This is a genomic window from Tessaracoccus sp. OS52 (assembly GCF_020687685.1).
Taxonomy (GTDB): Bacteria; Actinomycetota; Actinomycetes; order Propionibacteriales; family Propionibacteriaceae; genus Arachnia.
The window spans coordinates 147,681-162,566 of the sequence record NZ_JAJEWM010000001.1; the positions used below are offsets into that span (position 1 = coordinate 147,681).

The window sequence follows — 14,886 nt, forward strand, 5'->3', positions numbered from 1 at the left end:
CCTCTGAGGCGAAAACTGGTTGGAACTGTAGCATGCGAGCCATGACCAGACCGCCTGTCCGCGATTCGGCGGGCGCCGCGCTGTACCGGCACGAGGCCATCGGCGCCGTGCTCCAGGTCCGGCGCACCGATCCCGCCGGTGGACCCGGCGTGTCCGCGCGGCTGTGCGTCCTCCTTGCGCGGCGCTCCAGCGAACCCTTCGAGGGCCGGTTCGCGCTGCCCAGCGGACCGGTCGAGCCGGGGGAGAGCCTGGAGGAATCCGTGCTCAGGCATCTGGCGGAGAAGCTCGACGTCGCCGGTCTCACCCATCTGGAGCAGCTCGGGACCAGCTCCGACCCCGGTCGCGATCCTGCCCAGCGCACGATCGGCACGAACTATCTGGGTCTCGTCCCCACCTCCAGCGAACCCCCGTTGCCGGAGCGCGCCGCCTGGGTGCCGGTGGAGGGGTTGCCCGAGATGGCCTTCGACCACGCCCGGGTCGTCGCCGACGCCGTCGGCCGGCTGCGGGCCAAGCTCAGCTACACCAACCTCGGCTTCGCGCTCATGCCGGCGGAGTTCACCATCGCCGAACTACGGGACGCCTACGTGGCGGCCCTCGGGCACGACGTCGCGCCCACGAACCTGCAGCGGGTGCTGACCCGCCGCGGGCAGCTCGTGTCCACGGGTGAACTGAAGCGACCCGGCTCCCACGGGGGGCGGCCCGCGCGTCGCTTCCGGTTCCGGGACCACAGGCTCGTGGTGACCGATCCCTTCGCCGTGCTCCGCCCCGACGCCTGAGGCCGGCGTTGCGGCCCTGGCTGTGCGTTCTGTGCTCGATGCTGGAGCAGCGAACGACCAGCTAGCCCGACGACGGGGGTCTCGACACGCCAACTCGTTCCTCGTCGGCTACTCGAGCAGCGGGGTCTCGACACGCCGACTCGTTCCTTGTCGGCCACCTGGCCAGGAACGGGAGCGCCATCCATGGCAACCGTTCCCGCACCTCGGCGCGTGTACGGGTCAGGAGAGGCGAACCGACCCGGTCACCGATCTCCTCCGCGAGTCCTTCCCCCTCGCGGACCTGACTTCCACTCCACAGGAGATGCGATGAGCGAGACCCAGATCTCTAACCTCCTGCGGGACGCCGCCCCAGGCGCCCCGCTGCTGCCGGACCTCGGTGACAAGGTCCGCAAGGGCCACCGTCGGCGCCGGACCATGCAGGCCGTCGCCGCGGGCACGGGGCTGGTGGCGCTCGGCGTGCCGCTGGCGTTCCAGCTCGGCTCCGTGCTGAACCCGTCGCTCGACGCCAACCCGCTCCCGCCGGTCATCAACCCGGCCGATCCGAGCCGCACGCCTTCCCCCACGCAGGCTCCGACCACCGACGAGCCGACAGCGGCCCCGACTTCCCCCGTCGGCAACCCCGCCCTCCTCACCCCGGAGGTCTGCTTCGACGCCGTCGGCACCACCACCGAGACTGCGGACGCCACCATCCCCGAGGGCGCGACCAGGATGTGGTTGTGCTCTGGGGACCAGGAGCCCGGCATTCCCACCTTCGGCGCCCCTGAGCCTTTCGTCGGAAACCTCGACGAGATCATCAGGGGGGTCAACACGCAGCCGCTTGCACCCCTGCGCGAGTACTGCGGCGACGGTACTGACTATGTCTGGGACTACACCATGGTCCTCGAGTACCCGGACCGCGAGCCCTTCGTCATCAGCACCGCCAGCGACCCCTGCGCGCCTGTGGTCCACAACGCGGCCGACGGTCGCGGCGCGGCCGACGGGTTCTTCACCGCCGCCCGTGAGCTCATCTACGGGCAGCGCCAGGAGTTCGACTACTCTTACGCCGGCAACGAGGAAGTCTGCCTCGAGGCCCGTTCCCTGATGACGCAGTCGCTCTACGACATGGTCGGGGGCGTCGTCTGCGGTGTCGAACCCGAAAAGGACGCCGACAAGGCCCACGTGGTCACCAGGCCGCTGCCCGACGAGATCTTCCGCCGGATCTACCAGGAGGCGACGGCGAACGCCACGCAAGCGCCGGCCCACGGTCTGCCCGAATTCGTGCAGACCATCGTGCTGTCCTCGAAGCACGGGGATCCCATGACGCTCTATCGCTGGGCTGACGGCGGTTTCTACTACCGGGAGGGCGTCACGTGGATGGCCTGGCACCCATCCGCCGGACTCCAGAGCGACCTCGCCCAGCTGTTCGAGGGCACCCGTACCGAACCGTTCGGCCTAGAGGACCAGTTCGTGAACGTCTGCATGGACCCCAACCAGCTCACGACCGCCTTCCCTGTGCAGACGTTCGGCCGGTTCGGTGCCTGCGTCGAGAACGACGGCGTCTACAGCTTCATGGAGGCGCCGACCCACCTGGGGGCAGCCTGGAGCGATGAGATCCGGGACGCTGGCGAGACCATCCCCAGCACCCGGGAGCCCGAGTTCACAGGCCACTACCTCGTCGTCGGTGATGCCGATGGCCGCTTCGCCCAGCTCTACGTCGCCAGCACCGGAGACCTGGTCTGGGACACCGACGAGCTCATGGTGGAGGGCCTCCGGATGAAGACCACCCCCAGCGCCGAACTGCTGCTGTGGATGCGGGAGGTCGGGATCAATGTCTAGCCCCGCCATCCGCATCGCGCAGCACAAGCCGGCACCACGCGTCACAGGTCCAGAATTCGTCGCAGGATCGTGGCAACCTATCCACACCGACGCAGCGTTTATAGGTCAGGAGGGGGACATGACCGAACTGCAGGCCGAGGGCTCGCTGGGGTTCGACGGCTTCCTCCGTGAGCGCTCGGGCCGCCTCTGGCGGGCAGCGTGGCTCCTCACCGGCGATGCCCAGCACGCCGAGGACCTCGTGCAGACCGCGCTGGTCAAGACCTACTCCCGCTACCCGAGCATGAACGACGACGACCACTACGAGGCCTACGTGCGAAAGACCATCTACCGCACCTTCGTGTCCTGGTGGCGGCGTCTGAGCTGGCGCAACGAGTTTGCCTCCGACTCGCAGTCCGACTCCGCGAGCCGCGAGCTGAACCCGGAGATGAGTTTGGACGTGGCCCGCGCGCTGGATGAGCTTCCCCGCATGCAGCGCTCGGTCGTCGTCCTGAGGTACTTCGAGGACCGCTCGGTCCCCGAAGTCGCAGACCTCCTCGGTATCTCCGAGGGCACGGTCAAGTCCTACGCCCACCGTGCGTGCGAGACGCTTCGCGGCTCGCTCCACCTGATCACCCAGAAGGCGTGAGGAGCCATGAGCGAGCGGGAGATCTCCCAGATCCTCAAGAACGCAGCGCCCGGTGCCCCCGGCCTGCCCGACCTCGGCGAGAAGGTCCGCAAGGGCCACCGCCGGCGTCGCGCGGGTCAGGGAGCACTCGCGGCACTCGGCCTGGTGGCGCTGGGGGTCCCGCTCGCGTTGCAGCTCTCATCCTTGGGCGGACCCACGCAGACCACTCCCATCCCGCCGCCGGTCGCGGCCTCCCCGACGGAGCTCCCTTCGCAGACCCCGACGGAGCAGTCGCCGTCGCCCGAGCCGACGGCGTCGCCGACCGATCCCGCAACCCCACTCGACCAGGCGCTGTTCGCCGAGCGCGTCATGTCACCGGTGTGCGAGGACGCGGCGGGCACCGTAAGCGGATTCCCCGAAGCCCGGATCCCCGACGGCGTGACCCGGATGTGGCTGTGCTCGAACGACCAGGAACCTGTCGTGCCCGTCTACGGCGCGCCGGAGCCCATCATCGGTGACTTCGCGGAGATCATCTCGCTTGTCAACGACGCACCCGCCAGAACCCTCCCGGAATCCTGCGAGACCGAAGGCGACGGAAGGTTCGGCTACGTCGTCGTCCTCGAGTACCCCGATCGCGACCGCATGGTGGTCAACACCACCAACGTGGATTGCCTCCGCGTGGTCGACGACGGCGCGCAGACCGGCCGGGGTGACGGGCTGGCCTTCTTCGAGGCCGTCCTGGAGAAACTCAACGTCCAGCGGCAGACCCTTGACTACGCATTCACCGGCGACGAGAACCTCTGCCTCGAGGCCACATCGATCGTCACCCGCTCCATCTACGACATGGTGCACGGCGCGGCCTGCGGCGTCGACCCTTCGTCCACCACCCCGTCCGAGGGCGTCATCCGCAATCCGATTCCCGACGACCTCATCACCCGCATCCGTGAGGAGGCGACGGCGAACGCCGCGCAACCGCCGGGCCAGGGCTTGCCGAGGTTCTCGCAGACCATCGTGCTGACCAGCCGCCACGGCGATCCGATGACGATGTACCGCTGGCCGGACGGCTCGTTCTTCTTCCAGGAGGGGTTCACCTGGATGGCCTGGACCCCGTCGTCGGAACTGGCCGCGGAGATCGCGCCCTACTTCGATGGGATGCGCACCGAGATGTTCGCCGAGCCACTGGAGCCGGATGTGTGCATGAACCCCGAGGTCGTTCCCGCGCCGGCGTTCCCGGCCGACGCCGACGATGCCGGTGCCTGCGTGATGGTCGGCGACGCGGTCTACGAGTACCACCCCATGCCCAGCGACTACTTCGCGACCTTCGCCGAGGAGATCCAGGCGAACGCCGTCGAGATCGCGGCCGCCGACGAGCCCGGCTTCACCAACAGCTGGATCGTCCTCACAGACCAGGAGGGCCGCGTGTTCCAGCTCTACGTCGCCGACACCGGGGACCTCGTCTGGGACACCGACGAGCTGATGAACCAGAACCGCCGGCTGACGGCGACGCCGTCGGACCAGATCCTTGAGTGGCTGAGGGGAGTGGGGGTCGATGTATAGGGTCGCCAAGCCACAGCGGGTGCCGGCGCGTCCGCCGTCGGTGCTCCGCCCGGTCGCTCGCTTCGGTGTCACCACGCTCCTGCTCTTCCGGATCATGCGGATCGCGCTGGTCCTGCTCGCGCTCTTTTCGGTGGCCTTGATGGCCGCCCTGATGCTGCTCGACTGACTGCCGCTTGAGCGGAGCGCCTGCCGCCCACCCGTTGATCGAGTAGCGCCGCGTGAGCGCCAGCGAACCGGCCGCGTGTCGAGATCAGTCGTCACGCGGGGGCTTGGTCTCGACACGCCGGGCTTCGCCGCGGCTACTTGACCAGCGGGTCTCCGGTGATCGAGTAGCGCCGCGTGAGCGTCAGCGAGCCGGCCGCCCACCCGGTGATCGAGTAGCGCCGCGTGAGCGCCAGCGAACCGGCCGCGTGTCGAGATCAGTCGTCACGCGGGGGCTTGGTCTCGACACGCCGGGCTTCGCCGCGGCTGCTCGACCAGCGGGTCTCCGGTGATCGAGTAGCGCCGCGTGAGCGCCAGCGAGCCGGCCGCGTGTCGAGATCAGTCGTCACGCGGGGGCTTGGTCTCGACACGCCGGGCTTCGCCGCGGCTACTCGACCAGCGGGCCTCCGTTGATCGAGTAGCGCCGCGTGAGCGCCAGCGAGCCGGCCGCCCACCCCGTTGATCGAGTAGCGCCGCGTGAGCGTCAGCGAACCGGCCGCGTGTCGAGATCACTTTTCACGCTTCGCCGCGGCCACTCGACCAGCGGGCCTCCGTTGATCGAGCAGCGCCGCGTGTCGAGACCCACCTCGTCGGCGCAGTCTCCAGCACAATGGGCGGGTGCCCGACGACCTCGCCCGACTCCTCGACTCCCTGACGCCGGGCATCATCGCCGTCGACGGCCCGTCCGGGTCCGGCAAGACCACTTACGCGCAGGTCGTCGCCCACGAGCTGCACAATCGGACCGGCAGCATTCCACAAACGGTTCACATGGACGACCTCTATCCTGGCTGGGACGGACTCGCGCAGGCCGTTGACCTTCTCACCGAGTGTGTCCTGGAGCCGCTGTCACAGGGTCGTGATGGTGCGTTCCGGCGCTGGGACTGGCTGGCGGGGGAGCGGGCCGAGCTGATTACCGTTCCAACCGCGGACTGGATCCTTGTCGAGGGCGTCGGTTCCGGATCCGCATCCTGCCGACCGCACCTGACCGCGCTCATCTGGCTCGAGGCAGACCGTGAGGTTCGGATGGCCAGGGGGATCGCGCGCGACGGCGAATCGTTCCGCCCGTTCTGGGAGCGGTGGGCGCAACAGGAGGAGGTCCTGTTCGCCCACGAGGCCACGCGCGAGCACGCGGACCTGATCATTCGTACCTGATCTCTGCGAGCTCTCGAACGCGGACTTCCTGTGCGGTTTGGGCCGGGCGCCGGCCCGGGCGTCGGGCCCCGCGCCCGTGGCGCGTCGGCCGCATCGGGAGCATCGGGTGCGACACCGTCGACGGCGCGCTCCGGTGCTCATGCGCAGTCGCCGCATCGACTCGCCCCGCCGGCCCACCCTCGGGACCTGAGCACGTCCAGGACCTCCGCCGCGACGGCGCACGCGCGCCCGGTCACGTCGTCCCAGCCGTAGCGAAGCGTGGTGTACCCACCGATGGCCAGGCGGTTGTCGCGGGACATGTCCCGGAACGATTCCTCGTGGCCGAGTCGGCCATCCAGTTCCGCAACCAGCCGGAACTCCTCCCACACGCAGTCAGAGCGGGTCCGCGCGACCAGCGGCACCTGCCGTGCCGGTTCCGGGATGCGATGGGGACGGATGACACGTTGCTGGAACCACCACTCCAGCACCGACTCCACGCCCGCCGACGACTCCGCACACAACTGCCGGAGCACCGCTTGATGCCGCGCCCGGTCCGTCGCGTCCAACTGTTTGGTCAACTTCTCGGCGACGGTGAGTCGCTCGGCCAGCGCGCGAGCTGCGACGTGCACCACCTCGTCCGCGCTCGATCCCCGCGCGAGGTCCACCAGCGCGACCTCCACAGAGGTGCGCCGGGGAGTCAGGCGCCCCTCACGGGCCGCGCGCTTGAACACGACCCGCACCGCGTCGCCACCTATCGCCACCAGCGACCGCTTCCGCTGATGGTAGATGGTGATGGTTCCCGGCTCCCGCTTGTCGAATCCGTACAGATGGGCGGCGGCGGAGCCGGAGATGACGCCCGTCTCGCCTGCGCGCAGCAGTCCGGCCCAACACCAACTCAGCCACGACGGCGGCGTCACGCAGTAGAGCCCCGGCGCCATCGTCGTCCAGCCGCGGATCCAGCGCCGCATGGGCTTGCCGTGCCGGTCGAACCGTCTCACCTGGGCCCGGGTGAGCACCCCCGCCTGCTCCCGCGCAAGCCGCCACAACCCCTCGGCTGGTTCCCTCGTCGCCATCACGCCCCACACTCTGGTCGCGCTCACCCCGTCGCCGTCACCGGACCCGGGACCTGTGGACAAGTCCGCGGAAGCGATGGCTCGACGCCGGTCTGCATCGTTCCGGGCCCCGGCCGTGCGGTGTAGTCGTCGGCGTGGCTGTGCGTTCTGTGCTCGGTTGTGGAGCACGGATCGCACACCGGCACACCGACGCTACGGCGCGGCGAAGCCTGGAGGTGATCGTCGGCGTGGCTGTGCGTTCTGTGCTCGGTCGTGGAGCACGGATCGCACACCGGCACACCGACGCGACGGCGCGGCGAAGCCTGAAGGTGACCGTCGGCGTGGCTGTGCGTTCTGTGCTCGGTCGTGGAGCACGGATCGCACACCGACGCGACGGCGCGGCGAAGCCTGGAGGTGACCGTCGGCGTGGCTGTGCGTTCTGCGCTCGGTCGTGGAGCACGGATCGCACACCGGCGCGACGGCGCGGCGACGCCCGGAGGTGACCGTCGGCCGGACGGTCGGATCAGAAGCGCGAGCGCACCCTGCGCGGTGGTGGCGCGTTCCTGGCCGCTTCCTGCCTGGCGATCATCTCCGATGCCCACGGCTGCGACTCGGGCGGACCGAAGGTGTTCAGCGCGGCTTCGAAGTACTGCAGGGTCGAGATCCGCGCCTCCTCCGGGATGCTCGGGGACGCGATGCAGAGCGTCGCGAGGCCGTGTACCGCGGACCAGAAGGCGAACGCCATCGCGAACAGGGCGGGGTCATTCGCGTCCCTGTCATGGATCTCCGCGAGGGTGTTCAAGAGGTCGGGGTAACTGGGCCCCTCCCCGTGTTCGCCGAGTTGTCCCGGCCTGCAGAACAACACGTAGTACGCGTCTGGATTCTCGACCGCCCACTCCAGGTAGGAGCGTCCGTAACGGTGCAGGCGCTTCGCGGGGTCCTTGACCTTGGCGCACTCGGCGGCCATGGTCTCGGACCACTCTTCGAAGGCGCGGGCACTGGCCGCACGCTCAAGGGACGCCAGGTCCCCGAAGTGGTGGTAAAGGGTCGGTGGCGTGCATCGGGCACGCTCGCACACGGCGGCGATTGTGATTCGCTCGCCGGGCTCGTTCTCAAGTAGCAGGGACCAACAAGCGTTGAGCAGCCTAAGGCGGCCATCTGCGCTGTCCCCCGGTGGTCTTCCAGCCATATTTCCCCCCAACAGCAGAGTCCAACTATACGTCTGCAATGTCTTGGATGTGCCCAATGGAAACTGCTTGTTTCCAAGCTCTTGTGGGAGAACCAGAGCATCTGCCCAGTTAGTTCGGGGGCCTTGCGAATCTTTCGGGGATGCCGTGTATCGTCAGAGTTACGAAAGCCATTCGGAAGCGAAAGGTCAGCGATGACGGTTGAGCGGGCGGAGCGCGAAGACGTGATCCTGTCGCGGCTCGCGAACGACGGCGAACTGTCCGTCTCCGCGCTCGCCGCGGAACTCGGGGTGTCGGAGGTGACCGTCCGCGGGGATCTGCGCTCGCTTGAGCACCAGGGTCTCCTCGTCCGCACCCGGGGCGGCGCCCGGCCCACCACCATCAAGAGCATCCTGCAACGGCAGAAGATCAATGCCGACGTCAAGGAACGCATCGCTGCAGCGGCCGCCGGTCTCGTTGGCGACGACGACACGATCATGATCGAGGCCGGCACCACCACCGCCCTCATCGTCCGGCACCTCGCCGGGCGACGCGGAGTCCAGATCGTGACCAACTCCACGCTGGTGTTCAGCAACGCCCGGCTCAACCCCGGTCTGATCACCATCCTCACCGGCGGCGTCTTCCGCCGCGACACCGAGTCCCTCGTCGGGCCGCTCGCCGAACGGGCCATCGCGGACTTCAACACCCGGATCGCGTTCCTCGGAACCGACGGTTTCTCGCCGGAACGTGGACTCACCACCCGGTTCGTCGAGGGTGGCCAGGTGGCCACTGTCATGCGCGACCGCGCCGAGGAGACCTGGCTGGTGGCCGACTCCTCGAAGTTCGGCCAGGCCGGTTTCGTGTCATTCCTGCCCCTGGACGGCATCACCGGGATCATCACCGATTCCGGACTGCCGGACGGGGCCGCTGAAGCATTGCAAGAGCACACGCAACTGCGTGTCGTCTAGGAGGAAGAATCTTTATGGCAACCATTGTTGTGATGCCACAGCTCGGCAACAGCGTCGAGTCCTGCATCATCGTGTCCTGGGCCGTGGCGGAGGGCGACACCGTCTCCGAGAACACCGTCCTGTGCGAGGTCGAGACCGACAAGGCCTCCATGGAGGTCCCTTCCACAGCCGCGGGCACCGTACTGAAGCTGCTGTGGGCCGAGGGTGACGACGTGCCCGTCAAGGACCCGCTGGTCGTGCTGGGGGAGCCCGGTGAGGACCCCGGTCCCGCGCTGCGCGACGCGGGCTGGGGCGCAGAGGAATCCACCGAGGCCGCCGACGGCGAGTCCGGCTACGAGGAGACCGACGCCAAGCCGGCCAGCGGCGCCGAGCCCGTCGAGACCACCGGCGCCATCCCCGACGAACCCCCCACGGCCCCCGCCGGCGGTGCCGACGTCGACCGCGGGGTGAGCCCCCGGGCCCGCAACCTCGCAGACAGCAAGCAACTCGACGTGGCTGACGTGGCCGAGGGCACCGGTCCCGGCGGCCGGGTCATCGAGCGCGACGTCGAGGCGGCCCTTTCGGCCGGACCCGACGCCACCCGCGCAGCAGCCCGCGCAGGCGGCGCAGGCAAGGCCGACGCCGTCGGCACCGGCCTTGGTGGCCGGGTCACCAGCGGCGACCTCGAGGCGCCCGTCGCCCCGGCAGCCGAGCAGCCCAAGGCAGCCGCAGCTCAGGCAGCGGTCAGCGCAGGCGGCACGGACTTCCCCGGCCCGATCACAGAAACCCCGGTCAAGGGCATCCGCAAGGTCATCTCCGAGCGGATGATGAACTCGCTGGCAACCAGCGCCCAGCTGACCTACACCACCACGGCCAAGGCACAGGGACTCCTCGACCTTCGCAAGAAGCTCAAGAACTCCGATCCCGCGATCGGCATGAACGGCGTCACCATCGGCGACCTCGTCGGCTACGCCGCCGTCAAGACCGCGGCCAAGCACCCGTCGCACAACGCCCACCTCGAGGGTGGAGTCCTCAAGACCTTCGAGCGTGTCCACATGGGCTTTGCCTGCGACACCCCGCGCGGCCTGCTGGTGCCGACCGTGCGCAACGCCTCGCAACTGAGCCTCGGGCAGTTCTCCGCCATCAGCAAGCAGCTGGCGGCAGAGGCCATCGAGGGCAAGATCAACCCCGACCTGCTCTCGGGCGCCACCTTCACCGTCTCCAACCTGGGTGGTTTCGGGATCGAGAGCTTCACCCCGTTGCTCAACGTGCCCCAGACCGCGATCCTCGGCGTAGACGCCATCTTCCCCCGCGTCGCCACCGACGCCGACGGCAACGTCGTGGCCGAGCAGCGCATCGGGCTGTCGCTCACCGCGGACCACCGCGCCATCGACGGTGCCGACGCCGCCCGCTTCCTGAAGGACCTCGTGGCCTTCATCGAGAACATCGAACTCGCAATCCTCAGCTGAGAAGGAACGACACAACACATGACAGACACTTCGACAGGCTCAGCGAGCTTCGACGTCATCATCCTGGGTGGGGGGCCCGGCGGGTACATCGCCGCCGAGCGCCTCGGCCACGCCGGGCAGAAGGTGCTGCTGATCGAGGAGTTGGCCCTCGGCGGCACCTGCCTCAACGTCGGCTGCATCCCCACCAAGACCCTCCTCAACGCGGCCAAGACCTACGAACACGCCAAGCACGGGGCACCTTTCGGTGTGCTCGCCGGTGACGTCTCGGTGGACTGGGACAAGATGCAGGAGTGGAAGACCGAGGTGGTCTCCAAGCTGGTGGCCGGCGTCGGCGCCAGCGAGAAGAAGGCCGGCGTCACCGTCGTCAACGGCCGCGGCAGGTTCAACGGTCCCGGCAGCGTCACCGTCGGTGACCAGACCTACAGCGGCACCCACGTCATCCTCGCCACCGGCTCGGTGCCCGTGATGCCCCCCATCCCCGGCACCCAGGACAACCCGCACCTGGTGGACTCCACCGGCATGCTCGCCGTCGAGTCCATCCCCGAGCGCCTGACCGTCATCGGCGGCGGCGTCATCGGGCTGGAGTTCGCCAGCCTGTTCGCGACGATCGGCAGCCAGGTCACCGTCGTGGAGATGCTGCCGGAGATCGCCCCCTTCATGGACAGCGAACTCGCACCGAAGCTGCGCCAAGCACTCGGCAACGTGCAGTTCAAGCTGGGCTGCAAGGTCACCAGCCTCGACGGCGGCACCGTCAACTACACCACCGCCGAAGGCGCCGAGGAGTCCATCCCCAGCGACGTCGTGCTCATGGCCGTCGGGCGCCGCCCCGCCGTGCAGGGCTGGGGCGCGGAAAACTCCGGGCTCGAGTTCTCCGGCAAGGGCGTGGTGGTCGACGACCGGATGCGCACGAACCTGCCCAACGTGTGGGCGGTCGGCGACCTCACGGGCCGCAGCCTGCTGGCGCACGCCGCCTACCGCATGGGGGAGGTGGCCGCGGCCAACATCCTCGACCCCGAGGCCCACCGCAAGGGTGAGGTGATGCGCTGGCACACCGTGCCCTGGGCGGTCTACTCCATCCCCGAGGCCGCCGGCATCGGTCTGACCGAGAACGGCGCCAAGGCCGCCGGCCGCGACGTCGTGTGCGCCACGGTGCCGGGCTACATGTCCGGACGCTTCGTCGCCGAGAACGGCTTCCGTGCGCCGGGCGCCGCCAAGATCGTGCTCGACGCAAAGACCAAGCAGGTGCTCGGCATCCACGTGCTCGGCTCCTACGCGGCCGAGATGATCTGGGGTGCCTCCGTGGTGCTCGAGACCGAGCTCGACCTCACCGACCTGCGTCAGGTCGTCTTCCCCCACCCCACCGTCAGTGAACTCATCCGAGAGGCTGCTTGGGCCTTCGGCGCCTGAGCGAATGAAACAGGAGAAACAAACAACATGACTCGCTCCCTCATCGTCGACCCGACAACGGTCCGCGCCAAGTCCTACATCGAGGCCCCGCGGATTCCCGTGAACGCCTACGAACCCAACTTCGAGGCTGAACTCGCCAAGTACGGCAAGGACGGCCTCGTCGACATCCTGCACGACATGATCGCCGTGCGTCAGTTCGAGACCATGCTCAACTCGATCAAGACCACCGGCTCCTGGAACGGTGTGGAGTACAACCACCGCGGCCCGGCGCACCTGTCGATCGGCCAGGAGTCCGCCGTCGTCGGCCAGGCCTCCCAGCTCGACCCGAACGACTTCGTCTTCGGCTCCCACCGCAGCCACGGCGAGATCCTCGCCAAGTGCTTCTCCGCCGCCCGCAAGCTGGACCCGGCCGAGCTCGAGCGCATCATGAAGACCTTCCTCGACGGCGAGACGCTCGGGTTCGCCGAGCAGATCAGCAACGACGGCCTCGCCGACGTCGCCGAGAACTTCATCATGTACGGCACCGTCGCTGAGACCTTCGCCCGCAAGGCCGGCTTCAACCGCGGCCTCGGTGGCTCCATGCACGCCTTCTTCTCCCCGTTCGGATCCATGCCCAACAACGCCATCGTGGGCGGTTCGGCCGACATCGCACTCGGGTCGGCCCTCTTCAAGCTCATCAACCGCGAGAAGGGCCTCGTCATCGCCAACATCGGCGACGCCTCGATGGGCTGCGGGCCGGTGTGGGAGGCCATGGGCTTCGCGTCGATGGACCAGTTCCGCACCCTGTGGAAGGACGGCGTCGAGGGCAACCCGCCGATCTGGTTCAACTTCTTCAACAACTTCTACGGCATGGGCGGCCAGACCTCCGGCGAGACGATGGGCTACGACATCCTCGCCCGCGTCGGCGCCGGCGTGAACCCGGAGGCCATGCACTCCGAGCGCGTCGACGGCCTGAACCCGCTGGCCGTCGCCGACGCCGTCGAGCGCAAGCGCGCGCTGCTCGAGGCCGGCCGCGGCCCGGTCCTGACCGACACCATCACCTACCGCTTCTCGGGCCACTCGCCCTCGGACGCCTCCAGCTACCGCAGCAAGGACGAGGTTGAGCTCTGGGAGCAGCACGACGGCCTGAAGAACTACGCCGCCTACCTGGTGGAGAACAAGGTCCTGTCCCAGTCCGAGGTGGACGACATCCAGGCCAAGTTCGACGAGCGCCTCACAAAGGTGATCGCCCTGGCCACCCAGGACGAGGAAGTCTCCCCGCGCGTGCACATGGACTTCATCGAGTCCGTCATGTACTCCGACGGCAACAAGGAGAAGCTCTCCGACGCCGAGCCCGAACTCCTTGAGCCCCTGGAGGAGAACGCGCGCGTCAAGTCGCTCAAGAACAAGGTCCGCACTGCCAAGGACGCTGACGGCAAGCCCGTCTCCAAGGCCAAGGCCTTCTCCTACCGCGACGCCCTGTTCGAGGCCATCGCCCACCGCTTCGCCACGGACCCGACGATGGCCGCCTGGGGCGAGGAGAACCGTGACTGGGGCGGCGCGTTCGCCGTCTACCGCGGGCTCACCGAACTCCTGCCGCACCACCGCCTGTTCAACTCGCCCATCTCCGAGGCCGCCATCATCGGCGCCGGTGTCGGCTACGCCCTCTCGGGCGGCCGTGCACTGGTCGAACTGATGTACTGCGACTTCCTGGGCCGCGCCGGCGACGAGATCTTCAACCAGGCCGCCAAGTGGCAGGCGATGTCGGCCGGCCTGCTCGAGATGCCGCTGGTGATGCGCGTGTCGGTCGGCTCCAAGTACGGTGCGCAGCACTCGCAGGACTGGGCCGCCCTCGTGGCCCACATGCCCGGTCTGAAGGTCTACTACCCTTCCACCCCCTACGACGCGAAGGGCATGATGAACCTGGCCCTGCGCGGCACGGACCCGGTGATGTTCTTCGAGTCGCAGCTGCTCTACGACCGTGCCGAGGAGTTCGAGCCCGGCGGTGTCCCGGAGGGCTACTACGAGGTCCCCGAGGGTGAGCCCGTCGTCCGCCGCGAGGGCACCGACCTCACCATCGGTGTGCTCGGCGCCACGCTGTACCGCGTGATGGAGACCGCCGAGATCCTGCAGGAGAAGTACGGGATCTCCGCGGAAGTCATCGACCTGCGCTTCGTCGCCCCGCTCAACCACGACCCGATCGTCGAGTCGGTCAAGAAGACCGGGCGCCTGCTGCTCACCTCCGACGCGGTGGACCGCGGCTCGTTCCTGCACAACGTCGCCTCGACGGTGCAGACGCTGGCCTTCGACTACCTCGACGCGCCCGTCACGGTGGTCGGCTCCCGCAACGCCATCACCCCCGCGGCGGAGCTGGAGACGGAGTTCTTCCCGCAGCCGAGCTGGTTGATCGACGCGATCCACGAGCGGATCCTTCCGCTCGAGGGTCACAAGCCCGAGACGAACCAGACCAACGCTGAACTGGCCCGCAGGGCCCGGACCGGTCTCTGACCCAGTCCCGTGTCGAGTCCTCCGAATCGGACCGGAGGCCTCGACACGGGGCGGGTGACCACCATCCGCTGGTCGAGTAGCCGGTGAGGACGGGTGACCACCATCCGCTGGTCGAGTAGCCGGTGAGGGACGAACCGGCGTGTCGAGACCCCCGAAATCGGACCGGAGGTCTCGACACGTCGCGGGCTCGTCCCTCGCCTGCTCCTACTCGACCAGCGGGGGCCCTCTCTGCTGGTCGAGTAGCAGGTGAGGACGGGTGACCACCATCCGCTGG

12 protein-coding genes are annotated in these 14,886 nt (G+C 68.5%); 10 read left to right on the forward strand and 2 right to left on the reverse strand.

Annotated features, from left to right (window positions below):
• The first annotated feature begins 41 nt into the window (after positions 1-41).
• The 6 genes from LKO27_RS00630 (at position 42) to LKO27_RS00655 (ending at position 6,105) form a co-directional block, all read left to right on the forward strand.
• Positions 42-776 carry an NUDIX domain-containing protein gene (locus LKO27_RS00630; RefSeq protein WP_227734974.1) on the forward strand — a complete coding sequence of 245 codons (735 nt, stop codon included), beginning with the start codon at positions 42-44 and terminating at the stop codon, positions 774-776.
• A 306-nt stretch (positions 777-1,082) separates the two neighbouring features.
• Positions 1,083-2,591, forward strand: a complete 1,509-nt coding sequence (locus LKO27_RS00635) for a hypothetical protein (protein ID WP_227734975.1) — start codon at positions 1,083-1,085, stop codon at positions 2,589-2,591.
• 118 nt (positions 2,592-2,709) lie between these two features.
• On the forward strand, positions 2,710-3,216 hold the full coding sequence (locus LKO27_RS00640; RefSeq protein WP_227734976.1) for a SigE family RNA polymerase sigma factor: 507 nt from the start codon (positions 2,710-2,712) through the stop codon (positions 3,214-3,216).
• Between the two features lie 6 nt (positions 3,217-3,222).
• Complete coding sequence (locus LKO27_RS00645; RefSeq protein WP_227734977.1) at positions 3,223-4,752, forward strand: hypothetical protein; 1,530 nt, start codon at positions 3,223-3,225, stop codon at positions 4,750-4,752.
• On the forward strand, positions 4,745-4,918 hold the full coding sequence (locus LKO27_RS00650) for a hypothetical protein (protein ID WP_227734978.1): 174 nt from the start codon (positions 4,745-4,747) through the stop codon (positions 4,916-4,918). Before LKO27_RS00645 ends, LKO27_RS00650 begins: the two co-directional genes overlap by 8 nt.
• Positions 4,919-5,571: 653 nt before the next feature.
• Entirely contained in the window at positions 5,572-6,105 is a 534-nt protein-coding gene (locus tag LKO27_RS00655; RefSeq protein WP_227734979.1) for a 4-amino-4-deoxy-L-arabinose transferase, read from the forward strand.
• Positions 6,106-6,242: 137 nt separating this feature from the next.
• Here the strand turns inward: LKO27_RS00655 and LKO27_RS00660 are convergent, their stop codons facing one another.
• Together LKO27_RS00660 and LKO27_RS00665 are read right to left on the reverse strand one after the other, a co-directional pair.
• Positions 6,243-7,157 (reverse strand): DUF559 domain-containing protein, encoded by a 915-nt coding sequence (locus LKO27_RS00660; RefSeq protein WP_227737174.1) that lies wholly within the window; start codon positions 7,155-7,157, stop codon positions 6,243-6,245.
• 502 nt (positions 7,158-7,659) lie between these two features.
• Complete coding sequence (locus tag LKO27_RS00665) at positions 7,660-8,214, reverse strand: TetR/AcrR family transcriptional regulator (protein ID WP_227734980.1); 555 nt, start codon at positions 8,212-8,214, stop codon at positions 7,660-7,662.
• 303 nt (positions 8,215-8,517) lie between these two features.
• Here LKO27_RS00665 and LKO27_RS00670 point away from each other — a divergent pair, with 303 nt between their 5' ends.
• Genes LKO27_RS00670 through LKO27_RS00685 form a run of 4 tightly spaced genes read left to right on the forward strand, consistent with a single transcriptional unit; the run spans position 8,518 to position 14,612 of the window.
• Complete coding sequence (locus LKO27_RS00670) at positions 8,518-9,270, forward strand: DeoR/GlpR family DNA-binding transcription regulator (RefSeq protein WP_227734981.1); 753 nt, start codon at positions 8,518-8,520, stop codon at positions 9,268-9,270.
• A 14-nt stretch (positions 9,271-9,284) separates the two neighbouring features.
• Complete coding sequence (locus tag LKO27_RS00675) at positions 9,285-10,718, forward strand: dihydrolipoamide acetyltransferase family protein (protein WP_227734982.1); 1,434 nt, start codon at positions 9,285-9,287, stop codon at positions 10,716-10,718.
• Positions 10,719-10,736: 18 nt separating this feature from the next.
• Positions 10,737-12,125 carry a dihydrolipoyl dehydrogenase gene (gene lpdA, locus LKO27_RS00680; RefSeq protein WP_227734983.1) on the forward strand — a complete coding sequence of 463 codons (1,389 nt, stop codon included), beginning with the start codon at positions 10,737-10,739 and terminating at the stop codon, positions 12,123-12,125.
• A gap of 27 nt (positions 12,126-12,152) precedes the next feature.
• Entirely contained in the window at positions 12,153-14,612 is a 2,460-nt protein-coding gene (locus tag LKO27_RS00685; RefSeq protein ID WP_227734984.1) for a thiamine pyrophosphate-dependent enzyme, read from the forward strand.
• The last annotated feature ends 274 nt before the right edge of the window (positions 14,613-14,886 follow it).